We start from the raw sequence: 22,917 nt of genomic DNA, 5'->3' as shown, positions 1-22,917 counted from the left end.
TGAGGCGCGCATTGTAGCTGTGAAATGCGTGGCGGGCATCCACCGTAGGGCTAAACGAGCATTGCTTATTGAATGATGTCATTATAGTGGCGCCCCGCCCAGCACTGATTAAAGAAGGGAAGCTAATGTTACGAATACTCAAAAAATACCTCGAATGGAGCGATCGACCAGTGCTCAAATCATTCGTCTTCACTTTTCTCTCGTTTTTGTTATGCATCGTTCCTGTCTTGTTAATCATAGGTAGCAGCGTCTGCTTGCATGGCATTCAGTGGCTATTGCAATGGATACTGACGTTTAAATGGCCTTGCTTGACGTATGCCATCGATTGGTTGCTGCGGACAATCGCATGGATGATCGAAAACCTCACACTACTGGCCATGCCGACGCTATTCGTGGTGCTTGGGGTGCCATGCCTTTGGTATTTCTCTCACCGAGCCTCGATCCGCTTGATGCTCGCTACTTACATTTTCAAGCGAGCGAGCGAGCCGCTGCTGGCCTTGCACTTCGCGGCGCTGATGGTTAATTGGCTCACCAGCCTCACGTTGTTTGAATCGATGGACGAAGAGCTGTTGAGCACATTCGGCACGCAGTTCACCGTCGGGAGTGGCCAGATGGTCTTGGTCACACTTGTGATGTGGTTCTTGCTGAGTCTCGCCCTTAATTGTCAGCTCAAAATCATTCGCAAAGAAAAAGCCAAGGCAGGTCAGCCGGATATCCTGGAGAGCATTCGCTTGCTGTTATTGGATCGAATAAACGATGCGTTGCCTGATAAAAAAAGCCGGTCATGAACAAGCCGATGCCTACTTGTGAATGCTGTTCAAACTTCACTGCAAAGAGAGCCTTTCAAATGAAGGATATCTTTGATCTGGAGACAACACTGCGGATAGACCCTGATAACGCCTATATTCGCGCCTATCCGCATATGCTTTCTTCGCTGGCCGGCCAGACCTCGTTTACCGAGCGCGACTTCATCTGCGCGGCTCATATGGTGTATGGCTGGATGCCGACTATCTTGGAGATTCATGCGACTAAGATGGTGAGCGTCGCCATGGGCGCACAGATATTGACTGAGGCCAAGCAGAACGGTGCATTGAGTCATGCCCAATTGATTCACTTGGCTCAGTTGGTGAATCACTCTGTGGTCGGGGCCTCCAAATTGCTTCATTTCGTCAATCCAGATGCATTTCCCATTTGGGACTCGCGGATCTATGCGTTCGTCCATGGGGTCAAGGCTCATCAATACCGAGTCAACAATGCCGCAGCTTATGAACATTACATAGCGTTGCTTCGCGACCTCCAAAAGGATAAGCGTCTTGCGACGTTGCGCGCATCGATCGACAAAAAAATGGGATATCCGGTCAGTGCGTTACGGGCATTGGAGGTCGTGATGTTTCTCAGCTGATACGCGTTGCTTGATTTCAGGCCTTGGCCGCCATCGCCGTAACCTCCACACGCATGCCTTCCACCGCCAGCGCAGCGACGCCAACCGCCGCGCGTACGGGCCAGGGCTTGGCAAAGAAGCGTTTGTAGACCTCGTTGAAGGCGGCGCGATCGGCCATATCGGTCAGATAAATGGTCAGGTGCATGACGCGGTCCATGGCGCTGCCGGCTTTTTCCAGGGCCACTTTCAGCGCTTGCAGGGTGCATTCGCTTTGCACGGTGATATCGCCCAGCTCCAGGCTGCCGTCGGCGCGGGTCGGGATCTGGGTGGAGACCAGGATGCCGTTGAAGCCGATCACGTCCGAGGAAATCGAATCAGCATCGGGATCGGGGGTGTAGGACAGGTCGTGGTTGGCCATGGGCGCCTCTCATTGGCAGAACAGAAAGGCGCCATGGTCCCTGAAATCAACCGCAGGGGCAAACCGCCGCTTATGCCCAGCGGCGGAACAGCACGCTGGCGTTTACGCCGCCAAAACCGAAGCCATTGGACAGCGCGTATTCAATCGCCATAGCGCGCGCCGTGCCGTGCAGCAGATCGAGGCCCTCGGCGAGGGCGTCTGGGTTTTCCAGGTTGAGGGTTACCGGCGCGACCTGATCGCGCAAGGCGAGCACGGTGAAAATCGCCTCGATCCCGCCGGCAGCCCCCAAGAGGTGACCGGTCGCGGATTTGGTCGAGCTGATCGCCGGGCTGCCCGTGGTACCGAACACCGTGCGGATCGCGGCCAATTCGCCCTTGTCACCCACTGGCGTCGAGGTGGCGTGGGCGTTCAGGTACTGCACTTGGGACGCGTCGATACCCGCCTGGCGCAGCGCTTGCATCATCGCCCGACGTGCGCCGTCGCCGTCTTCGGGCCCTGCCGTCATATGATAGGCGTCGGCACTGGTGCCGTAGCCGACCAGCTCGGCGATAGGCTGCGCACCCCGTGCGAGGGCGTGCTCCAGCTCCTCGATGACCAGGATGCCAGCACCTTCACCCATGACAAACCCGTCACGCGCCTGGTCGAACGGCCGCGAGGCGCGTTCGGGCGTGTCGTTGCAGTCAACGGACAAGGCCCGCGCCGCGGCAAAGCCGGCGAGGCTGACCCGATGAATCGCTGCCTCCGCGCCGCCGCACACGGCCACGTCGACTTCGCCGGCGCGGATCATGCGCGCAGCGTCGCCGATCGCTTGCACGCCCGCTGCGCATGCGGTGACCGGTGCGCCCAGCGGGCCTTTCAAGCCGTAATTGATCGAGACATGCCCGGCCGCCATGTTGCTCAGGAAGGACGGAATGGTGAACGGCGAAAGGCGCCGCGGGCCCTTACTGTCGGTCGTGCGGACCGCCTCGGCGATCGCCGGAAAGCCGCCCACGCCGGAAGCAATGATGGTCGCGGTGCGTTCCTGCTCTTCAGGCGTTTTGGGCGCCCAGCCGGCCTGTTTCAACGCTTCATCGGCCGCCGCAAGGGCAAACAGGATAAACCGGTCCATCTTGCGCTGCTCTTTGGCGGCCAGCAGGCGATCAGGATCAAACCCTGCTTCAGGGTCTTGCTCGAGGGTTTGCACCTGGCCACCGATGCTGACCGTCAGGTCGCCAATCAGTGTTTCCGGCAGGCGGCGAATGCCCGATTGCCCGTCCAGCAGGCGTTGCCAGGTTGGCTCCACGCCGCAGCCCAGCGGCGTCAGCGCGCCCATGCCCGTCACAACGATTCGTTTACTCATGATTCATCGACTCCGCTTGCATTGAGGGATACAGACTCAGTGGACGTCACTATCATCATGAAAGTAACATGGCGACCTACAACTTTGTACCCGCACACAGGAACCGCCATGCAGCGCACGTCTCTCACCCGCAACGAATGCCCCATCGCCCGTAGCCTCGATCAGGTCGGTGAATGGTGGAGCATCTTGATCATGCGCGACGCCGTGCAGGGCCTGCGTCGCTTCGATGAGTTTTCCCGTAGCCTGGGGATTGCGCCCAATATGTTGACGCGGCGCCTTAACGCGTTGGTGGAGGCCGGGATGCTGGAACGCCGGCCCTACAGTGAGCGCCCGCCGCGTTACGAATACGTGCCGACGGCCAAGGGTGAGGACTTTCGCATCGTGCTGATGTCACTGGTGGCGTGGGGTAACCGGCATTACGCCGAGGAGGGCGCGAGTGTGCAGGTGGTCGAGCGTGGCAGCGCACGTGTGCTGGAGCCGATGATGGTGGATGTCGTCGATGGCCGAGTGGTTCCTTGGGAAGCTTGTACCTTGCAGGCAGGGCCGGCAGCGAGCAGCGGCATGCGCGAGCGATTGACGTCGCTGGCGCAGCCGCGGAAATCGCCTTGAACAGCTACTTTCATAGCGCTTATTTGACGCCAGAAAATAAACATTAAAATTGCGTAAAGTCGCGTATTCCGCCGCCGATAGCCCGATTAGAGATGGGTTCTTCGCACGGCTGAGGGTACGTCATGTTCAACAAAACGCTCAAAACAGAACTGGCGGCCAGGACGGCCGAAGTTAGTGAATACAAAGGACTGATCGCTGCCCTTGAACGCTCCATGGCCGTGGTCGAATTCGACCTCAATGGCAAGGTGTTGCGTGCCAACGATAATTTTCTGAAAACCATGGGCTACAGCCGCGAACAGTTGGCCGGCAAATCCCACCGTGACTTCTGTTTGCCGGCGCTGACCAGCAGCCCGGCCTACGGTCAGTTCTGGAGTGAGCTCAAGTCCGGCAAGTTTGTGTCGGGTACGTTCAAGCGCGTGGACGCTCATGGCCGCACGGTGTGGCTGGAAGCCAGCTACAACCCGGTGCTGGATGAGCGAGGCCAGGTGTTGAAGGTGGTCAAGTACGCCCTCGACGTCACTGCCAAAGTCGAGCTGGAAGCCGCGACCCGCAGCAAGCTGACCGCGCTTGACCGTGCCATGGCGGTGATTGAATTCGATCTGAACGGCCAGGTACTGGATGCCAACGAAAACTTCCTGAACGTCATGGGCTATTCACTGGCCGAACTCAAAGGCAAACATCACCGCATGTTTTGCGAGCCGGCGCTGATCAACAGCAGTGAATATTCGGACTTCTGGCGCCGCTTGAACAACGGCGAATTCTTCACCGGGCAATTCAAGCGCATCGGCAAACACGGCCGTGTGGTATGGCTGGAAGCCAGTTATAACCCGGTCTACGACGGCGACGGCAAGCTGATCAAGATCGTCAAGTTCGCCAGCGACATCACTGAACGCGTGGAAAAATTCGAGGAAGACTCACGCGGCGCCTCGCGGGCCTACCATATTTCTTCCGAAACCGAGCGTTTCGCCGAGCACGGCACCCAGGTGATCCAGGAAACCGCCACGGAAATGCGCCGGATTGCCGAAAATATCGGCGCTTCGGCGCGTCTGGTTGGGCAGTTGGGTGACCGTTCCGAGCAAATCACCGCGATCGTCAACACCATTCGCGGCATCGCCGACCAGACCAACCTGTTGGCGCTCAACGCGGCCATCGAGGCGGCGCGGGCGGGTGACCAGGGGCGTGGTTTTGCGGTGGTGGCCGACGAAGTCCGGCAACTGGCCGGGCGCACCAGCCGTTCTACCGCAGAAATCGCCGAGATGATCGGCATGATCCTCTCGGAAACCCGCGATGCGGTGGCCAGCATGAGCGCCACCCAGGAGGGCGCGCAACGCGGTGTCAGCCTGGCGGACCAGGCGGGCTCGGTGATCCTGCAGATCCGCACCAGCACCAGCGATGCGGTGCAGGCGGTGAGCATGTTCGCGTCGAAACTGGATGAGTCGGAAGTGATTCCCAAGACTGCCGTCGGCTGGGTAGGCTGATGCCAATGGTCCGGCCAGCCGCAACGCTGGCCGGACCGCACGGCTGCCCTAGAGCAAGGTAAACGGATAGTCGACAATCAAGCGCAGTTCATTCAAATCCCCATCACGCTGATCGGCGTTCGACGCCACGATCGCATCGCGCACCCGCAACGACAGGTTCTTCGCCGGTCCACTCTGAATCACATACTTGGCTTCCACATCCGTCTCGTGCTGCGCGCCGTCCGCGCCGAAGTCACCGGCGTAGGCACTGTGCTGTGGCGTGTGGGTGCCATCAATGTCGGAGCCGTTGATATAGCGCGCCATGAAACTCAGCCCCGGCACGCCGTAACTGGCCATGTTCAGGTCATAACGTATCCCCCACGACTGCTCGCCCGGGCCATTGAAGTCCGACCATTGCACCGAGTTGGCCAGCAGGATCGAGTCGCCACCTTCGCCCGCGCCGTTATTACCGGTGCCGATGTAGTCAAAGGGCGTGTCGCCATGCACCTTCTGAAATGACAGCGTCAAGGTGTGCGCCTGCAGGAAAGTGTAGGCCGCCGCCAACGAATACGTGGTGTTGTTGATTGCACCGGCTTTGGCGCTGCCGGTGTCGAGGGTGCGGTACAGGTTGCCGTCCAGGGCCAATGACTGGTCGTGGGGCAGGGCGATGACGTAATTGAGGTTGGTGTAGTACTGGCGCCAGATATCCTCAAGCTCGCCGGCGTACAACGTGGCGCTCAAGGACGGCGTGAAGCTGTATTTGCCGCCGACGAAGCTCGCGCTGTTGGCCGCGACATTGGCGTACGTGGCGTAGATATCGTGGTCGTGGCTGCTGGTCATGCCACTGTTGGTGCTGGTGAAATGCCCGGCTTCCAGATCCAGGCCGGCGATTTCGCTGCTGGTGAGGTCAAAACCGGTGGCCGTCTGCGGTAACAGGCGCGTACCACCGGTGGCGAATACAGGCGCGGTAGGTTGCATATCGCCAAATTTGAGCTGGGTCCTGGAGATTTTCACTTTCACGGCTGCGCCCACGGAGCCGTAGGCATTTTCGGGATCGCCGTGGCGGTCGGTGGGCAGGTTGCCGGTGCCGGCGTCGGCGTGCGTGGCATCGAGCTTCAACCCGCCATAGGCGTAGGCATCCACACCAAAACCGAGCGTGCCCTGGGTGAAGCCCGAGGCATAGTTGAGCATTGCGCCTTGGGTCCAGTCGCGGTTGTCGGCCCGGCCGCCTTCACGGTTGCGGTTCATGTAGAAGTTACGCAACAGCCCGGTCACGCTGCTGCCCTCGATAAAACCCTTGGACTCGGCCTGGTCCGTGACGGACTCGGCAAACGCCACAGGGCTGACACTGGCACACACGGCCAGCGCTAACAGACTCCACTGTTTAAGCATGTTCTGACTTCCCCGGAATAATGAACGCGCGCGTAAACATTGCGCTTTTTGGATGGCGCATAAACGCTGTAAGGGCAGGTGTGTTTTCAGCTAAGCGTTAACAGTTTTTGGTCTGTCGGATGTGTTGTCGAGGCCGATTCTAAGCACAGTCTGCGCGGGCTGCAGCCCTGTAGCGGATTAAACTCGATTAATTAAACTTCACTCTTTTTAATCGGCGGGGAGGTGTAGCGTGAGGACTGTCTTAGCCGCTCTGCTTCGACAAAATCCTTTGGTTGCCGCCGCAGATAATGCGGCGGATTTTTTCGTGGGAAAGGGGAGAATCGTCCCTGCTTCGCGCTGTTTTATTCTTCCACGTCCATGAATTCCTTGGCCCACGCCACATAACTCTCCGGCAGCGTATAGGTATGGGTCAGCTCGGTAGCACTCAGGTTCGAGGTGCTGTGAGTCAACTGACGCTGGGCACGCAAGCTGTCATAGGTGGCCTTGATCGCCGCGAAGTAAGCGCCATGGCCTGCGACCACCACGCGTACGCCGAGGTCGGCCAAACGCTGGGCGTCATTGAGCTTGGGATTGCCGTAGGTCACCAGCATCAGCGGCACCGTAAGGTTTTCCGCGATTTTCTCCAGATGCTCGAAATCGCTGACGCCCACCATGCAGATCCCGTCGGCACCGGCTTTCTGGTAAGCCTGGGTGCGCTCGATAACGGCTTCGGTCGACAACACACCGGCGTTGGTTCGGGCAATGATCGACAGCTCGGGATCGACACGCGCTTCCAGGGCCGCGCGGACCTTGCCGATGCCTTCCTCGATGGAAATCAAGTCGGTGGATTTGCGCCCGAATTGCGCCGGCAGCAGCGTGTCTTCAATGGTCAGCGCAGCCACGCCGGCGCGCTCAAGTTCTTCGACGGTGCGCATCACGTTGAGGGCATTGCCGTAGCCGTGGTCGGCGTCGGCGATAAAAGGCAACTGCGCTACCCGGCCGATGCGTGTGGCCTGTTCAACGAACTCACTCAGCGTGATCAATGCAAAATCGGGCGCCGCAAGCACCTGCAACGAGGCGACCGAGCCACCCAGGATGCCCACCTCGAAACCCAGGTCGGCGGCGATACGCGCCGACATCGGGTCGAATACGGAGGCGGTTTCAACGCACGCAGGCGTTGCAAGCAGTTCACGGAAGTTGCGGCGCAACGCTGAGTGAGATTTTTTTGGCATGTTCTTTCCTGGCTCTGGTCATCGTCATGTGACGATCTATGTCTATTCGTGGTGGCGCGAGATTACCATGCAGGCGAACCGGGGATTATGACGTTTGAACATGGGGCATGCGGATGACACATGGAACCCGTCGCGATAAAAATACGCAAAAGACATTATTATAGAATTACGTTATGCGTTATCAGTATTTTACATGCCCGGTACCTGGCCTCATCGTACGCCGCTGACTACCCCTTTTGAATATCAGCGAGACCGCACGCGCGGATCGACTTGAAATGCCTGACAAGGCATCTGGAGACGAGCGTGCGTTACCTCACAACACTGGCGGCCGGGTTGGCCACTCTATTGCTTTGCCTGGGCGCGAATGCGCAAACCCTGGTGGTCGGCGATCAAAGCTACAACGCCCAGGCGGTGATGGAGGCCGCGGGCGTGCTGGATGACCTGCCGTATACCCTTGAATGGAAGCAATTCACCGCTGGCTCGCCGGTTGCCGAAGCGCTCAACGTCGGCAGCCTCGACATTGGTTTGCTGGGGGATGCGCCGGTGCTGTTCCTGGGCGCATTGGGCGCACCGATCAAGGTGATCGCCGTCAGCCGGCAAAACCTTGACGGCGTGGCCATCCTGGTCAAAAAGGATTCCCCCATCCACAGCCTTGCGGACCTCGCAGGCAAGCGCGCCGCCATCTGGAAAGGCTCCTGGAGCCAGCAATTGTTGCTCACCGCGCTGGATAAAGCGGGCGTGCCCCGCGACTCGCTGGAGCTGCGCTATCTCAGCGCATTGGATGCTTCCCATGCGCTCGAAGGTGGCTCGGTGGACGTGATCGCTACGTGGGAGCCTTACGTCACACAACAGGAACGCCAAGGCGCACGGGTGCTCGCGACGGCCGAAGGGTTGATTCCGGCCCAGAGTTTCATAGCGGCCAATGCCAAGGCCGTCGAGACCAAACGCGCGCCCATCAGTGATTTCCTCCAACGCCTGAAAAAAGCCCGCGACTGGGCGCGTCAGAATCCCGCCAACACTGACGCGTATGCAGATGCCTGGGCCAAACGCACAAGGGCGGATGCGGACATCGCACGAGTCTGGTTTGCCCGCGCCCGCACCACGGTCGAGCCGCTGACGGCCCAGTCGCCGGTAGAGGCGCAGAAAACCGTGGACTTTTTTGCAGGCGAAGGGCTGGTCAAGGCTTACGCGGCGACCCGCTTATTCGACGATTCATTCGCCGCATCCTTGCAACCCGCCGTCGCCAAGACCCAGCCCTGAAGGCACCCAGGAAGACGCCACACATGACTAAAAGACAGCTGAAACTCGGGGCCCTGACAATGGGCTGTGGTGGTCCGGGCCGCCATAACCTGTGGCTTGACCCTCAATTGCCGGCCGATGCCAGCGTCAACGTCGACTGGTACATCGCTATTGCGCGCCAGGCTGAAGCGGCACTGTTCGACCTGATATTTATCGTGGACAGCCAGTTCATCACGCCGGGGTCACCGTCCCACTACCTGAACCGCCTGGAACCGCTGACCCTGTTATCCGCGCTCGCAGTGAGTACACGGCATATCGGCCTGGTCGGTACGCTGACCACGTCCTACAACGCGCCGTATAACGTCGCACGGCGTCTGGCGTCCCTGGACCTGATCAGCAAGGGCCGTGCAGGGTGGAACGTGGTGACCAGCGGCGATGCCGGCACGGCGGGTAATTACAGTCGGGACGAACATTATGATTACGACACGCGCTACGGTCGCGCCGCCGAGCACGTTCAGGTGGTGCAGGGGTTGTGGCACTCCTATGAGGACGATGCATTCGTGCGCAACCGCGCGACGGGGCAGTTCCTCGACCCGAGCAAGCTGCATAGCCTGAACCACCAGGGTGAGCACTTTTCGGTGGTCGGCCCGCTGAATATCCAGCGCTCGCCTCAAGGCCAGCCGGTGATATTCCAGGCCGGTGACTCACCGCAAGGTCGCGACCTGGGCGCCGCCACCGCCGATGTGATCTTCACCCACGCCGCCAGCATCGAGCAGGGCCAGGCGTTCTACAGGGATGTAAAGGGCAGGGCAGTGCAACGCGGTCGCGACCCGGAACAACTGCTGGTCATGCCCGGTGCCGAAATCTACATCGGCGACACGGACGAGCATGCCCGTGAAATCGAGCAGCACTACCATCAGGTCGATCACAGCTTTGAGCTGGCGCTGAAGGAGTTCGGGCGTAATTTCGGCTGGCACGATTTCAGCCAGTACGACCTCGATGCACCGTTTCCACAGCAAAGCCTGGAGGCTGCCCGCAGCAGCTTTTTTACCGCCGCCAAACGTATTGCGGACCAGGCGCGCGAGAAAGGCTTCACCTTGCGCCAGGCGGTTGAATTCGGCCGGCAACTGCGTCCGGGCGCCTTCGTGGGCTCGGCTGAGACGGTCGCGCAAAAAATGACGGATTGGTTCCAAGCGCGGGCGGTGGATGGGTTCAACATCTACATCGGGCACCCGGAGCAATTCAATCGGCTGACTGAACACGTCATACCGTTGTTGCAGGCGCGTGGGGTGTATCGCACGGCGTATGAGGGGACGACGTTGCGCGAGAGCTTGGGGTTGGATATTCCAACGTTCAATCGGTGAAACGGTTGCGACAGCGCAAGCCTTCCATTGCACCCGTGGGCTGGAAGGCTTACGCGTCAGCCGCGCACTCAGCCGACCGACTTCAAGGGCATGGGCCCTTTGATCCGCTCCAGCATAGTGGCGCAATACCAATCATCGAACTGGCAAACCCCGGTCTCGGCAGTTTCGGAATACGGGCCTGGCTCATAAGAGGGCGAGGTTACACCGCGCTGTGTACCTTCGACCAAGGTGCGGTCCTGATCATTGGTGGCGATCCAGACCTTGGTCAGTCGATCAATGTCGTAGTCCACGCCTTCCACGGCAGTCTTGAGTACCAGCCATTTGGTGGTCACCTGGGTTTCTGTCGCGCTGATCGGCAGCACCCGGAAGCTCAGGGCGTGGTCGCCCAGGAAGTGATTCCAGGTAGACGGGTAGTTGAAGTACAGCAGTGCGCCGATATCCGCTTCGCCGGTGTTGTCCAGGCGGCGAGTGACCGCCGGTTTGCCGTCCATGGTGTAGCTCACCGCGCCCTTGGACAAGGGAATACGCGTCATACGGAACTGACCTTTGATGTCCATCACCAACCGGCTTGGTAACCCGGCTCGTTCGCATTTGTTCCAGTAGGCCGAGAGTTCTGGATCGTCGTCGCCGCTGGTACCGCCCACGGACAGGTTGTCGACGAACGATTGCAGCAGTTCAGGGTGGGAACCGTCGCAGTGATAGCACTCACGGTTGTTTTCGAAGACCAGTTTCCAGTTGCCTTTTTCGACGATAGTGGACTCGAAGGCGACTTTGCAGTCATCGAGGTTATGGGGTGCTACAAAAGGCGTCACGGCGCTACGGAAGGCCTCGAAGTCCGGTGCCTTGCTCGCGACACACACATAAATAAAAGTGTTCACGATTTCGCAATGTACGCTTTTGAGCGTGTATTCGGACTTGTCGAAGTCCTGCCCCATGTTCCCGGCGAAGAGCAGGTTGCCATCCAGCTCGTAAGTCCACTTGTGGTAAGGGCAGACCATCTTGGCGACCTTGCCATGCTCGGCTTCGCAAATTCTGGCGCCACGGTGGCGACAGGCATTGTGAAACGCACGGACCTGGCCATCTTTGCCACGCACCACCGCTACCGGGTAGTCACCCACTTGCAGGGTGAAGTATTGGCCGGGTTTTTCCAGTTCAAAGGTGTGCCCGGCGAAGATCCAGTCTTTATGCCAAATCTGCTCAAGGTCCTGACGGTACACACCTTCGCTGCTGTAAAGCGCCCCTGGGAGTGAGTGCCATGGTTTACGTTGGGCAATCAGGTCAAACACGGTTTGTTTATTATCCATCTTATCCTCCCAGGATAAATAACGTGAGCGCTCACTGTTAACGGTGACTTTTATAGTGCTCTAGAAGTTCGGCATCGGTTTAAGACTTAGAGGGTGCGACAACGGCATAGCGTTTTTAGATAGAGGCCAGCCTATAGCGGCGGCTGCCGCGCTCGCAAACGACATTTCGTAGGGGTAATCAATAATGGCAGGTTATCGATCAGTGGCCTCGCCGGGATGCGCGGCGCATGAAAAAAGCGGCTCAAGGGTGGCAATGGCTGAGTGCGACTGAGCAAGCGAATGAACCGCTCGCTTCACCGCAAGACTTCGCTCAAGCCCAAGATGGGTACAGAACAAGTCGAATTTTTTATCCAGCTCATCCGCCGTCATCGCGGTGTGGGGATCACCTTTTGCCGCTGTCACAGGGCTGACGATGACCGTGCCATTGTTTAAGGCAAGGGTGAGTCTGGAGAGGATTTCATCCGGGAACCGCGCAGAGATATCCGGCGCTTCGAGGACTTCGATGCGCGCACTCAGCGCCAGAATGTCGGGGGCAGTGATGGCGTCACCCGTGACCTCATCAGGCCCCAGCTTGCCTCTGACGATCAGTGCCGCCAGCGGAAACGCCAGCGCATATTGGGCCTCATCGGCGTTACGTGGAGCATGGCCTTGCAAGCACATTGATTCGTAGAACGTTTCGACGCGGATCGTTTTGATCGCATCAGCGCTCAACGCGGGATGATGGCGCTGTATTTCAAGCATTGCAGTCAGTGCCGGCTGCGCCCATCGGCACACAGGCCAGGGTTTGAAGTACTGGCTGTCTATCTCCCAGCGTTGACCAATGTCGGCCCAGTGCGGCGCAACGCTGGGGTCCTCAACCGTTTCCGCAGGTGCACCGGTCATGCCGGCCTGCGCCATCAACAATGAATTCAAACCGACGTACGCGCCTGCGCCATGGGCATCACGCAGCATGGTGGGCGACAGCACCACGCGCATCATCGGGCAGCGGGCGCTGAAATACTCGGCAATGCCCAGAGCATGCCGAAACGTCGGCTCATCGAACCCCAGCAACCGGGCGCCGGCGCACACCACTCCCATGGCGGAAAACCCGCCGGAGGCGTGATAGGTGGGGGAGGTCGCCATTAATGCAGTGCCGGCGCGCAGCGCGGTTTCATAGCCGATGCACAGCGCCGACAGGAATTGGTGCCCGCTGATGTCCTGGCCGTTGTGGTGCAGCGCATCGGCCAGCGCCAGTAACGCCGGGACCACGGTTGCACCGGCGTGCCCCTTGGATTTGAAGTGGCCTTCGTGGGCATCCAGGCTGTCAGCGGAAAATCCGCCAGCCCAAGCGGCGCCGAGCATATTGACGCGTTGACCGTCGAACATCAGGCGGCTGGTGTACAGGCCAGCAGGGTAGTGCAGCCGCGCATAAGTGCGCATCGCCTGGCTGGTGTGATTGGATGCCGCGCCCGCCATGACCGCGACGATATCCAGCAAGCTGTTTTTGAGTATTGTCTGCGTGTTGGCGGGCGCGTGCTGGAAGTCGAAATCGCGACAGAATTCGAACAATGACATCCTGGGTTTCCTTACGAAAATGATGATGGGGTCGCTGCACGATGACCCAGCGAAGGCTCACCGTTCCAGCAACATTTTCGTAGGGCAATCGATAACAAAAATGCCGACTTTTCTGCCGACGTTGGCAGCGTCAGCGGGGGAACTTGGACAATATCCACTCACGGAATTGGCGCAGTTCATCTTCGTTCTCGGCATTCTCTCGACAGCTCAGGTAGTGCGAGCTGTTGCGTAGCTGAACCTGCTGCGGGATCGGTCGCACCAACACGCCGCGCTCCACCAGCCGGATGACCAGGTGGTTCCAGCCCAAGGCCACGCCTTGATGTGTCAGCACCATACTGATCAGCAAGTTGTAGTCGTTGGCATTGAAGATGGTCGGACTGCCTGCCGCGCGCTCGTCAATGTCAATCGACTGGAAAGCAAACCAGACACCCCAGTCGACATGCTCGGCCACCTGGGATCGGCCGTAGGGGCTCAGGTTCAGCAGCGCCGAGTTTCTAAGGCCTTCGATCGTCGAGATTTCCGGATGCTGCTCCAGAAACTGCGGGCTGCATACGGGGTAAATGACGTCATGACACAACGGGTAGCTTTTGTAGTCTTCCCGGATGCGAGCCATCTTGGTAATGAAAACGTCCGGTTGAACACCCGGCTCCATGGTCTGGAAATTTTGCGTCGTGACCAGGTTTAGCTCGATGTCGGGGCATTGCTCGATGAATTCCGGCAGGTGCGCCGACAGCCACAGCGCGGAAAACGCGGGCGAACAGCAGAGGGTCAGCATTTTTCTGGAGGATTGGCTGCTGCGAATTCTCTCGGCGGCCTGTGCGATGTTCACGAACGACAGCTGGGCCGCGTCAAAGAACACCGCGCCGGCGGAAGTCAGCTCCACAGTGCGTCCAACGCGAGTGAAAAGCTGTGCGCCCAGATAATCCTCAAGCTCGCGAATCTGCCGACTGATAGCCGCCTGTGACACACAAAGAGCCTCGGCGCCGAGGGTAAAACTTTCGTACTTGGCCGCCGCCACAAAAGCCTTCACAGCCCTCAAGGACGGCATTTTCAGCAGAATGCTGTCAGGGTCGACATGCTTTGACATTTTAATTTCTCCTTACGCCATCGCTCCCCAGCGAAGCGACGCGAGGGTAACTGAAGCCGGGCGGAGGCAGCGTTGCACAGGTCGTATTTGGGACATAATCGGTCGCACCTGAGCGACGTCGCCAAAAAATGAGACGCTTTGGGCGACCTATAACCCGACGTTATCCAATTGTCCCCGTAAATGTAGTTGGATTTGACAGAGTGTTACCCATAGATTTGAAACGTCCCTCCTTCCTAGGGGCCAAAAAATAATAAAAGGAAAATCGTCGTGAAACTTTCTATTCATTACCGCTGCCGTTTAAAACTATTTTCGATCGTTTGCGCCTCGCTTAAAGCGAACAGTGCTGAACACGAAGGGGGCAAGGTATGACTAATTCCGACGAGATTATTTCGGTCAAGAATGTCTATAAGGTATTCGGCACGCAGCCAGACCTCGCAATGAAGATGCTTGCCGAGGGCGCCTCCAAAGAGGAAGTCTTCAAAAAAACCGGACAAGCCATTGGTGTGTTTGATGCGAACTTTTCCGTCCGCCGCGGCGAGATCTTCGTCATCATGGGCCTGTCGGGATCGGGTAAATCAACCATGGTCCGGTTGTTCAATCGTTTGATTGAGCCCACCAGTGGTTCGATCTTTCTCAATGGCAAGGAAATTACCGGGCTGGCGGATAAAGATCTTCTGCAAGTGCGCAGGAAAGACATGGGCATGGTCTTCCAGTCCTTTGCACTCATGCCGCACATGAGCGTCATCGACAATGTCAGTTTCGGTTTGGAAATCAGCGGTGTCGCCGAAAAAGAACGCTATTGCCGGGCCATGGGCGCGTTGGCGCAGGTCGGGCTTGCGGGCCAGGAGTTCAGCTTTCCCCATCAACTGTCCGGCGGCATGCAGCAACGGGTCGGGCTCGCCAGGGCCTTGGCCAATGACCCCGCAATCCTGCTGATGGACGAGGCGTTTTCCGCCCTCGACCCGATGATTCGCAGCGAGATGCAAGGCGAGCTGATCAAGCTGCAAGCCGAGCAAAACCGAACCATCATCTTTATTTCCCACGATATCGAAGAAGCCGTACGTATCGGGCATCGCATTGCAATCATGGAAGGCGGCCGGGTGGTGCAAATTGGCACGCCCCGTGAGCTGCTGTGTAATCCGATCAATCAATACGTGCGCGACTTCTTCAACGGGTTTGATACCAGTCGAATTCTGAAGGCGGGCGATATTGCTCAACAGGACGCCAGTATCGTTTATGAGCCTGGTCGTCACACCCCTCTAAAAGCCGAAGCGTCGCTCAGGGACATTCTTCATCTAGTTGCCGCGTCTGCGACGCCCATGCCGGTCGTGGACGAGATTGGCCTGTACAAAGGCTCGATTTCGCAAGGCCATCTGCTGAGCTGCCTGAATAACAGTTAATTTGAATAATCAGAGCAGTCTCACGTTCTGAGGGTGAGGAAACATCATGTCGGATTTCAATTATTTGGACCCGTTCCAAAGTTTTACCGTTCCACTGGGCGCGTGGGTAGAAGCAGCGCTTACTTACCTGGTGCATAACTTTCGAGAAGTGTTCAGATCGATCAGGTGGCCGGTCGATCAAGTGCTTGACGGTATTCAGTGGGGCCTGCTGTCCGTACCGCCCACGGTATTCATTATTATCGCGGGTTTGATCAGTTGGCAGATCGGCGGTAAGCGAATCGCTATCTTCAGTGTCGCCACGTTGACCGGGTTGGGCCTGATTGGCGTGTGGGCCGATTCCATGGTCACCCTGGCCCTGGTGCTGACCTCGTTGCTCTTTTGTGCCGTCATCGGTATTCCCCTGGGCATCCTGTGTGCCCGTAGCGACCGAATGGAAGTGATTGTTCGTCCGGTACTGGATGCGATGCAGACACTGCCTGCCTTTGTTTATTTAGTGCCGGTGGTGATGTTATTCGGCATCGGTAACGTGCCGGGCGTGATTGTCACCATTATCTTCTCGGTTGCGCCCTTGGTGCGCCTGACCAACCTCGGTATTCGCCAAGTCCCCGCCGATAAAGTTGAAGCCGCCCGTGCCTTCGGTTGTACCGCTACCCAGATGCTTTTAAAGGTCCAGTTGCCCCTTGCTGCGCCGACCATGATGGCGGGCTTGAACCAGACGCTCATGCTGTCGCTGTCGATGGTCGTGGTCGCCTCGATGATCTCCGTGGGCGGTCTTGGGTTGATGGTGCTGAGCGGTATCGGCCGTTTGGACATGGGGCTGGCCAGTGTCGGGGGTGCGGGGCTGGTACTCCTGGCCGTCTTCCTTGATCGCTTGACCCAAGCGATGGGTGAACGCAGCGCCGATCTGGCAACAGGCCAGCGCTGGTACGAGACCGGGCCGGTGGGCCTGGTGCTGAAACTCAAGAAGAAAAAGAACCTGGTACACCCAGTGACGCCTTAAGCGCATCTGCTCACCTACTATAAAATCAAGCGTGGTGAAATATGAAACTTGCAAACCTCAAGCAAACCGTCGTTGCGACACTGATGGCGACTATGTTGGGTGCGACAGCGTGTTCAGCGGTATATGCCGCTGATGCAAACAAACCGGGGCAGGGTGTTTCGATCACGCCTATTTTCCCGACGATTGCTGAAGAACGTTTTCGGGGCGAGGTGGCAATAGCAGGGTTGAAAGACCTCGGTTATGACGTGAAGGCGCCCAAGGAAGTTGATTACCCTGCGATGTTCCTGGCGCTGTCTTACGGCGACGCGGACTTCACCGTGCATGAGTGGGAAAACCTGCACGCGGCGTTTTATCAGAAAGCCGGTGGCGACGACACGATGGTGAAAGTCGGGCAGGTCATGAAGGGCGTGTTACAGGGCTACATGATCGATAAGAAAACAGCCGAGGCCTACAACATCAAGGACCTCTCGGACTTGAAGAAACCGGAAATCGCCAAACTGTTCGACGCCAATGGCGATGGCAAGGCGGACATGACCGGCTGCAACCCTGGCTGGGGCTGCGAAGTGATGGTCGAGTACCACATGAAAGCCTATGGCCTTGGCCCAACGGTGGTGGATAACCGTGGTTCTTACTTTGCGTTGATGGCCGACACCATCGCGCGGTTCCAACAAGGTAAACCCGTGTTGTATTTCACTTGGGTGCCGCAATGGATCTCTGGCGTTCTGGTCGAAGGGCGCGATGTGGTGTGGTTGCCGGTTCCATTTACCGCGTTGCCTGATGGCAAGGACAATAAAGACACCTTTTATCAAGGCAAAAACCTCGGTTTCCCGGTGGATAACGTTAACGCAGTGATGAACAAAGAGTTCGCCGAGAAAAATCCGGTGGCGCGCAAGTTCTTGTCGCAAGTCAGTATCACCACGGATGACGAAAGTGCGCAGAACCTGCGTATGCAAAAGGGCGAGAAATCACTGGCTGACATCAAGCGACATGCGGCCGAATGGATCAAGGCTCACCAGGCACAATACGATGGCTGGTTGAGTGACGCACGCGCCGCAGCCAAACAATAACAAAGAACGAGAGGCGTGCGGTCAGCGTCTATAAGAGACTGGCCGTGTGCAGGATCGGCTGCGTTCGTTTTACGTAATAAGTGATCAGGTGGCGAAGATAATGGATACTTTCCAAAGTTCGTTGAAGTTTCAGAACATCGCCTTTCAGCAAACGACCGACTCGGCGCGTCACGAAAAAATAGTGCGCGTGGCATTCATTGTGCTTGATCACTTTTCGTTGACGGCACTCTCAATTGCAATGGATGCGCTGGCGACCGGCAACCTGATCAACAGCCATACCGTCTACAAAGTATCGATGTACTCGCTTTTGGGCGGGTTGGTGGAAAGTGATATCGGTATACCGCTGTCCTCGGAGCGTTTGAACGCTGAAAAAATCAATCACGATGTGGTGATCGTCGTCGGTGGCCTGCGTGTAAGGCTGTCCAGCAACCCGACCATTCGACGCGCCTTGAAAAAAGTGGCGAGCGCAAAGGGTGTAGTTGCCGGCATATGGAACGCTGCCTTTTATCTGGCCGATGCGGGCTTGCTCGATGATCAGGACTGCGCGTGTCATACCGATAGTTGTGCACTGATAAACGAGTATTTCCCCCAGGTTAAAACGGGGGAGGCTGCATACACCTTTGCCCGGCGCCGCGCGACATGCGCAGGAGCTTTGTGCGCGCTGGACATGATCCTGGCGATCATGCAGGACCTCGGCGCCCATCGCGACGCTGACCTGGTGGAGGAGATCAAACGAGTGCATCAACCCAAAAAGCTGCACTTCGATGATGTGTCCCTTGGCGCGGCCGGCCTGGCAAGACCGGTTCCTCGTCCGCTGAATGTGGCGGTCTCGCTGATGGAAAATCACATCGAAGAACCCATGGAGATTGACGAAATCGCCAGCCATGTCGGGGTTTCGCGCCGACAGTTGGAAAGACGGTTTGCACGCTATTTGAACGCGGCGCCCAACCGATACTACCTGGAGCTGCGCCTTACCCGTGCCAGGCAACTGATTATCCAAAGTAATCGATCATTGACCGATGTGGCACTGGCCACCGGGTTTGTCAGTTATCCGCATTTTTATAAACGCTTCAAGGATTTGTTCGGGGTGCCGCCGATGTCGTTCAGGGAAAGTTATTATTCCAGCGACTTCGGCAATTCGGAGCGCTACGCCATTGCGGCAGGTTTTTGAGTAAAGTTTAAAAGGCTTCAGTTAAAGGGTTATCGGCGGGGTGGGCTATTGCAACTCTCCTGCGGCGTCGCCCTGTTTCCGGCTGGTTATTGAGTTATTACCGCCCAGTGCAACTTCACCTTTACGGCCATATGATTATGAAAGTTACCTCGCTACCTGCCGACGACAATAGCTGTGGCTGGTTTCATTTAAGCCGGCCGCGTGAACCCAGGCCTGCCCATCATGGGCACCGCACCGCCCGCTGGGTGATTATTGGCGCGGGATTTACCGGGCTGGCGGCGGCGCGGCAACTGGCGTTGAATTTTCCCGACGACGAAGTCGTGCTGGTGGAGGCTCAGGAGGTCGGCCTTGGCCCTTCGGGCAGGAACGCAGGGTTCGCAATTGACTTGCCCCATGATATTGGCGCCGAAGATTACATTGGTGATATCGCCCTCGCGCGAACCAGCCTGAAACTCAATCTGGCAGGGCAATCCATTCTGCGCGACCTCGTCGAACAACACGGCATCGACTGCCAGATGAAGGCGTGCGGCAAATACCAGGCCGCCGTTGAAGATCGGGGAATCGCCGTACTCAATGCCTATCGGCGGGGCCTTGATAAACTCGATCAGCCTTACCAGATGATTGATCAAGATGAATTGCCCAAACACTTGGGGACGCACTTTTACCGCAAGGCTTTATACACGCCGGGGGCGGTTTTGTTACAGCCGTCGGCGCTGGTCAAGGGCCTTGCCGACCATCTGCCTTGCAACGTTACCTTGTATGAACGCACCCCTATTCTGGAAGTCGAGTACGGTGCCAAAACAGTATTGAAACATGCCAATGGAAGTATCACGGCCGACAAGCTGATCCTGGCCAATAACTCTTTTGGTATGCGCTTCGGGTTTCTTCAAGGCCGCATGTTGCCCATCTATACCTACGGCAGCATCACTCGACAACTGACGCAGGAAGAACAGGCGCAACTGGGGGGCAAACCCTTTTGGGGCGCCATTCCAGCCGACCCGTTTGGCACCACGGTCAGGCGCACGCCAGATAACCGCTTACTGATTAGAAACAGCTTCAGTTTTAATCCCGACGGGCGCAGTAACACCCGATATAACGACCGATTCCTGCGACGTCATCAAGCGTCATTCAAGCAACGTTTTCCCATGCTGCCGGCTGTGGATTTTGAATATACATGGGGTGGTGCTCTGGCCATGACCCGAAATCACAACGGCTTCTTCGGTGAGCTGGCACCTCATGTTTACGGCGCACTGGGTTGTAACGGCCTGGGTGTCACCCGCGGCACGGTGACCGGGCAATTACTGGCCGACTGGCTGGCCGGTCAACGCGATGAGCGCATTGACTTTTTATTGCAGGCGCCCGGGCCCAACAACAATCCGCCTGAGCCGTTTCTTTCGCTGGGTGTCAATGCAAACCTTAAATGGGGGCAGTACCGCGCCGGCCGAGAGAGCTGATTGCATGTTGAACACTGTTTTACAGCCATGCGGATAAACCCTAGGAACCACAGGAGAAAAATCATGAACTTTGACGGTATTTTCACCCCCGCGATTACGCCGCTTTCTTCGGATGGGCACATTGATTATTCGGCCTTTGACGAGGTGCTTGAATACCTGGTCGAGTCCAAGGTACATGGGATCATTATCGGCGGCTCCACGGGTGAGTATTACGCCCATACACCTGCTGAGCGCCTGGCCGTGGCGGAGCGTGCAAAGAGTGTGCTGCAAGGCCGTCTGCCACTGGTGGTCGGCACCGGCGGTATCAGAACCGAAGATTCGGTCTACTTCGCCGAGCAGGCCAGAGCACTCAAGGCGGATGCGATCCTGGTGGGGTCGCCGCCATACGCATTGCCCACCCAGAAGGAAATCGCTGCACATGTCCTGGCAGTGGACAAGGCTGCGGGGCTGCCGATCATGCTCTACAACTACCCGGCGCGCATGGGGGTGGCCATGGGCGATGAGTTCTTTGACGCGATTGCGCAGTGTAAAAACATCGAAGCGATCAAGGAAAGTTCGGGGGAGATGAACCGCCTGCATCGCTTGGCTTGTGCGCATCCAGCGATCCAGATCTCGTGTGGCTGGGATGATCAAGCGCTGGAGTTCTTTGCCTGGGGCGCGCGCAGTTGGGTGTGTGCCGGTTCCAATTTCATTCCCCGCGAACACGTTGCGCTCTATGAAGCCTGCGTGATTGAAAAAGACTTCGACAAAGGGCGTCGCATCATGTCGGCTTTGCTGCCGTTGATGGACTTCCTCGAAGGCGGAAAATTTGTCCAATCGATCAAGCATGGCAGCGAGCTGAGTGGCTTGCGCCCTGGTGGCGTGCGTGCGCCCTTGTTGGCGCTGGACGACGCGCAAAAGCAAGAACTCAACACAGTGATCAAGACGCTCAAGCAAAACGTTGCACACATTGTGGGAGGTGCTTGAAATGGCGGACCTGCTGAGTAAAGAGGCTTATCGGGAATTGGCCGGCAAGCTTGCGTTCCGCACCCAGGCGTTTATCGATGGACAGTTCCGCAGCGCCCGATCGGGCCGCACGTTCACCACGATCAACCCGGCCACCGGCGATGTGCTGGCTGAGATTGCTGCGTGTGACGCCCAGGACGTAGACGTGGCGGTGGCTGCGGCCAAGGCGGCGTTTGCGGATGCTCGCTGGCAAGGGCTTGCTCCTTCGGCACGTAAAAATATCCTGCTGCGGTTTGCCCAACTGCTGGAGGACAACGCCCACGAACTGGCAGTGCTCGAAAGCCTGGACAGCGGTAAACCTGTGCGTGAATGCCAGAACGTCGATGTGCCTGAGACGATCCATACCTTGCGCTGGCACGCCGAGCTTATCGACAAGATCTACGATGCCACTGCGCCGGTGGGTTCCGGGGCGGTGACGATGGTGGTGCGTGAGCCTATCGGTGTGGTCGGTCTGGTATTGCCGTGGAATTTCCCACTGTTGATGCTGGCCTGGAAAATTGGCCCGTCGCTGGCCGCAGGCTGTTCAATCGTGGTCAAGCCGGCGAAGGAAACCACACTGAGCGCGTTGCGTGTCGCCGAACTGGCGTACCAGGCCGGAATCCCCGCCGGCGTGTTCAACGTGGTACCGGGTGGCGGCAAAGAGGCCGGTGAACCGTTGGGGCGGCATGGTGATGTCGCGATGGTCAGCTTTACCGGCTCGACCGACACCGGGCGTATTTTCCTCAAGTATTCCAGCGAGTCGAACCTCAAGCGCATCGTGCTGGAGTGCGGCGGCAAAAACCCTGCGGTGGTGATGAACGACGTTGAAGACGTCGACCAGGTCGCGCAGCACGTGCTCAACGGCGCCTTCTGGAACATGGGCGAAAACTGCTCGGCGTCTTCTCGTTTGCTCGTTCACACCGATATCAAGGACGCGCTGCTCGAACGCATCCAGGTGAACTTGAAGGACTGGAAAATGGGCGATCCCCTTGACCCGGAAAATCGCCTGGGTTCGATGATCAGCACAGCGCATTTTGAGAAAGTAAGGTCGTACATCGAGCACGCCAAGGACGAAAACCTGACTGTCCTGGCCGGGGGCAATACCACCCACGATATCTTCGTAGAGCCAACCATCGTCGACGGAGTAGGGCGCAACAGTCGTCTGTTCCAGGAGGAAATCTTCGGCCCGGTCCTGAGCGTCACCACGTTCAACTCGGTCGAGGAAGCCATCGAGCTGGCTAACGATACGGCTTACGGCTTGGCGGCCTCGGCCTATACCGGCAACCTGCGCCATGCACTCAAGCTGTCACGCGGCATCCGCGCCGGCATTGTGACGGTGAACTGCTTCGGTGAAGGGGACGCGTCTACGCCTTTCGGCGGTTATAAAGAGTCGGGTTTCGGTGGGCGGGACAAGTCTATCTGGGCACACGACCAGTACACCGAGCTGAAAACCATCTGGATCGACGCTTCCTGAGGGGCGGGTGTG

Annotated in this window: 20 protein-coding genes and 1 pseudogene; 14 read left to right on the top strand and 7 right to left on the bottom strand. The window is 57.9% G+C overall.

Annotated features, from left to right (window positions below; genetic code table 11):
- Positions 1–68: 68 nt before the first annotated feature.
- Complete coding sequence (locus PSH66_RS15585; protein ID WP_157135719.1) at positions 69–788, top strand: hypothetical protein; 720 nt, start codon at positions 69–71, stop codon at positions 786–788.
- A 59-nt stretch (positions 789–847) separates the two neighbouring features.
- Positions 848–1,402, top strand: a complete 555-nt coding sequence (locus tag PSH66_RS15580) for a DUF6308 family protein (protein WP_003173982.1) — start codon at positions 848–850, stop codon at positions 1,400–1,402.
- A gap of 16 nt (positions 1,403–1,418) precedes the next feature.
- Here the strand turns inward: PSH66_RS15580 and PSH66_RS15575 are convergent, their stop codons facing one another.
- Both PSH66_RS15575 and fabF read right to left on the bottom strand, forming a co-directional pair.
- Positions 1,419–1,799: a RidA family protein gene (locus PSH66_RS15575; RefSeq protein ID WP_003173981.1), complete on the bottom strand. Its 381-nt coding sequence runs from the start codon at positions 1,797–1,799 to the stop codon at positions 1,419–1,421.
- Between the two features lie 70 nt (positions 1,800–1,869).
- The gene (gene fabF / locus PSH66_RS15570) at positions 1,870–3,138 is read right to left on the bottom strand and encodes a beta-ketoacyl-ACP synthase II (RefSeq protein ID WP_305427154.1); all 1,269 of its coding nucleotides are present in this window, start codon (positions 3,136–3,138) and stop codon (positions 1,870–1,872) included.
- Positions 3,139–3,246: 108 nt separating this feature from the next.
- Between fabF and PSH66_RS15565 the strand changes: the two genes are divergently transcribed.
- From PSH66_RS15565 to PSH66_RS30185, 3 genes and pseudogenes are all read left to right on the top strand, one after another.
- Positions 3,247–3,747, top strand: a complete 501-nt coding sequence (locus PSH66_RS15565; RefSeq protein ID WP_305427153.1) for a helix-turn-helix domain-containing protein — start codon at positions 3,247–3,249, stop codon at positions 3,745–3,747.
- A 122-nt stretch (positions 3,748–3,869) separates the two neighbouring features.
- Positions 3,870–4,589: pseudogene (locus PSH66_RS30190) on the top strand (PAS domain-containing protein); the annotation flags it as partial.
- A 51-nt stretch (positions 4,590–4,640) separates the two neighbouring features.
- The gene (locus PSH66_RS30185) at positions 4,641–5,225 is read left to right on the top strand and encodes a methyl-accepting chemotaxis protein (protein WP_232291326.1); all 585 of its coding nucleotides are present in this window, start codon (positions 4,641–4,643) and stop codon (positions 5,223–5,225) included.
- 48 nt (positions 5,226–5,273) lie between these two features.
- Here PSH66_RS30185 and PSH66_RS15555 read toward each other — a convergent pair whose 3' ends face one another.
- A complete protein-coding gene (locus PSH66_RS15555; protein WP_305427152.1) occupies positions 5,274–6,596 on the bottom strand; it encodes an OprD family porin in 1,323 nt (440 codons plus the stop codon).
- A 341-nt stretch (positions 6,597–6,937) separates the two neighbouring features.
- A complete protein-coding gene (locus PSH66_RS15550) occupies positions 6,938–7,807 on the bottom strand; it encodes an oxaloacetate decarboxylase (protein ID WP_003173975.1) in 870 nt (289 codons plus the stop codon).
- Between the two features lie 303 nt (positions 7,808–8,110).
- Here PSH66_RS15550 and PSH66_RS15545 point away from each other — a divergent pair, with 303 nt between their 5' ends.
- Complete coding sequence (locus PSH66_RS15545; RefSeq protein WP_305427151.1) at positions 8,111–9,067, top strand: ABC transporter substrate-binding protein; 957 nt, start codon at positions 8,111–8,113, stop codon at positions 9,065–9,067.
- Between the two features lie 23 nt (positions 9,068–9,090).
- Positions 9,091–10,410: an LLM class flavin-dependent oxidoreductase gene (locus tag PSH66_RS15540; RefSeq protein WP_305427150.1), complete on the top strand. Its 1,320-nt coding sequence runs from the start codon at positions 9,091–9,093 to the stop codon at positions 10,408–10,410.
- A gap of 68 nt (positions 10,411–10,478) precedes the next feature.
- Here PSH66_RS15540 and PSH66_RS15535 read toward each other — a convergent pair whose 3' ends face one another.
- The 3 genes from PSH66_RS15535 to PSH66_RS15525 form a co-directional block, all read right to left on the bottom strand.
- A complete protein-coding gene (locus PSH66_RS15535; RefSeq protein ID WP_305427149.1) occupies positions 10,479–11,714 on the bottom strand; it encodes an aromatic ring-hydroxylating dioxygenase subunit alpha in 1,236 nt (411 codons plus the stop codon).
- A 192-nt stretch (positions 11,715–11,906) separates the two neighbouring features.
- On the bottom strand, positions 11,907–13,268 hold the full coding sequence (locus PSH66_RS15530; protein WP_305427148.1) for an MmgE/PrpD family protein: 1,362 nt from the start codon (positions 13,266–13,268) through the stop codon (positions 11,907–11,909).
- A gap of 130 nt (positions 13,269–13,398) precedes the next feature.
- The gene (locus PSH66_RS15525) at positions 13,399–14,355 is read right to left on the bottom strand and encodes a LysR substrate-binding domain-containing protein (RefSeq protein WP_305427147.1); all 957 of its coding nucleotides are present in this window, start codon (positions 14,353–14,355) and stop codon (positions 13,399–13,401) included.
- A 365-nt stretch (positions 14,356–14,720) separates the two neighbouring features.
- On the opposite strand from PSH66_RS15525, the gene PSH66_RS15520 reads away from it, so the two are divergent.
- The 7 genes from PSH66_RS15520 (at position 14,721) to PSH66_RS15490 (ending at position 22,905) form a co-directional block, all read left to right on the top strand.
- Complete coding sequence (locus tag PSH66_RS15520; protein ID WP_305427146.1) at positions 14,721–15,755, top strand: glycine betaine/L-proline ABC transporter ATP-binding protein; 1,035 nt, start codon at positions 14,721–14,723, stop codon at positions 15,753–15,755.
- Positions 15,756–15,801: 46 nt separating this feature from the next.
- On the top strand, positions 15,802–16,755 hold the full coding sequence (gene proW / locus PSH66_RS15515; protein ID WP_305427145.1) for a glycine betaine/L-proline ABC transporter permease ProW: 954 nt from the start codon (positions 15,802–15,804) through the stop codon (positions 16,753–16,755).
- A gap of 41 nt (positions 16,756–16,796) precedes the next feature.
- Complete coding sequence (gene proX, locus PSH66_RS15510) at positions 16,797–17,822, top strand: glycine betaine/L-proline ABC transporter substrate-binding protein ProX (RefSeq protein WP_305427143.1); 1,026 nt, start codon at positions 16,797–16,799, stop codon at positions 17,820–17,822.
- A gap of 100 nt (positions 17,823–17,922) precedes the next feature.
- Positions 17,923–18,993, top strand: coding sequence for a GlxA family transcriptional regulator (locus PSH66_RS15505; RefSeq protein ID WP_305427142.1), 1,071 nt, complete (start codon positions 17,923–17,925; stop codon positions 18,991–18,993).
- A 134-nt stretch (positions 18,994–19,127) separates the two neighbouring features.
- Positions 19,128–20,447 (top strand): FAD-binding oxidoreductase, encoded by a 1,320-nt coding sequence (locus PSH66_RS15500; protein ID WP_305429616.1) that lies wholly within the window; start codon positions 19,128–19,130, stop codon positions 20,445–20,447.
- A 63-nt stretch (positions 20,448–20,510) separates the two neighbouring features.
- Positions 20,511–21,413, top strand: coding sequence for a dihydrodipicolinate synthase family protein (locus PSH66_RS15495; protein WP_305427141.1), 903 nt, complete (start codon positions 20,511–20,513; stop codon positions 21,411–21,413).
- Position 21,414: 1 nt separating this feature from the next.
- Positions 21,415–22,905 carry an aldehyde dehydrogenase gene (locus PSH66_RS15490; protein WP_305427140.1) on the top strand — a complete coding sequence of 497 codons (1,491 nt, stop codon included), beginning with the start codon at positions 21,415–21,417 and terminating at the stop codon, positions 22,903–22,905.
- Positions 22,906–22,917 lie beyond the last annotated feature (12 nt).

The organism is Pseudomonas sp. FP597 (genome assembly GCF_030687435.1).
Taxonomy (GTDB): Bacteria; Pseudomonadota; Gammaproteobacteria; order Pseudomonadales; family Pseudomonadaceae; genus Aquipseudomonas; species Aquipseudomonas lactucae.
Note: the sequence above shows the minus strand (reverse complement) of the source record. Positions and strands in the feature narration are given on the sequence as shown.

Coding starts and splice junctions, on each gene's coding strand:
- PSH66_RS15580 (WP_003173982.1), top strand. CDS start 848: ATGAAGGATATCTTTGATCTGGAGACAACACTGCGGATAGACCCTGAT.
- PSH66_RS15575 (WP_003173981.1), bottom strand. CDS start 1,799: ATGGCCAACCACGACCTGTCCTACACCCCCGATCCCGATGCTGATTCG.
- fabF (WP_305427154.1), bottom strand. CDS start 3,138: ATGAGTAAACGAATCGTTGTGACGGGCATGGGCGCGCTGACGCCGCTG.
- PSH66_RS15565 (WP_305427153.1), top strand. CDS start 3,247: ATGCAGCGCACGTCTCTCACCCGCAACGAATGCCCCATCGCCCGTAGC.
- PSH66_RS15555 (WP_305427152.1), bottom strand. CDS start 6,596: ATGCTTAAACAGTGGAGTCTGTTAGCGCTGGCCGTGTGTGCCAGTGTC.
- PSH66_RS15550 (WP_003173975.1), bottom strand. CDS start 7,807: ATGCCAAAAAAATCTCACTCAGCGTTGCGCCGCAACTTCCGTGAACTG.
- PSH66_RS15540 (WP_305427150.1), top strand. CDS start 9,091: ATGACTAAAAGACAGCTGAAACTCGGGGCCCTGACAATGGGCTGTGGT.
- PSH66_RS15535 (WP_305427149.1), bottom strand. CDS start 11,714: ATGGATAATAAACAAACCGTGTTTGACCTGATTGCCCAACGTAAACCA.
- PSH66_RS15530 (WP_305427148.1), bottom strand. CDS start 13,268: ATGTCATTGTTCGAATTCTGTCGCGATTTCGACTTCCAGCACGCGCCC.
- PSH66_RS15525 (WP_305427147.1), bottom strand. CDS start 14,355: ATGTCAAAGCATGTCGACCCTGACAGCATTCTGCTGAAAATGCCGTCC.
- PSH66_RS15520 (WP_305427146.1), top strand. CDS start 14,721: ATGACTAATTCCGACGAGATTATTTCGGTCAAGAATGTCTATAAGGTA.
- proW (WP_305427145.1), top strand. CDS start 15,802: ATGTCGGATTTCAATTATTTGGACCCGTTCCAAAGTTTTACCGTTCCA.
- proX (WP_305427143.1), top strand. CDS start 16,797: ATGAAACTTGCAAACCTCAAGCAAACCGTCGTTGCGACACTGATGGCG.
- PSH66_RS15505 (WP_305427142.1), top strand. CDS start 17,923: ATGGATACTTTCCAAAGTTCGTTGAAGTTTCAGAACATCGCCTTTCAG.
- PSH66_RS15495 (WP_305427141.1), top strand. CDS start 20,511: ATGAACTTTGACGGTATTTTCACCCCCGCGATTACGCCGCTTTCTTCG.
- PSH66_RS15490 (WP_305427140.1), top strand. CDS start 21,415: ATGGCGGACCTGCTGAGTAAAGAGGCTTATCGGGAATTGGCCGGCAAG.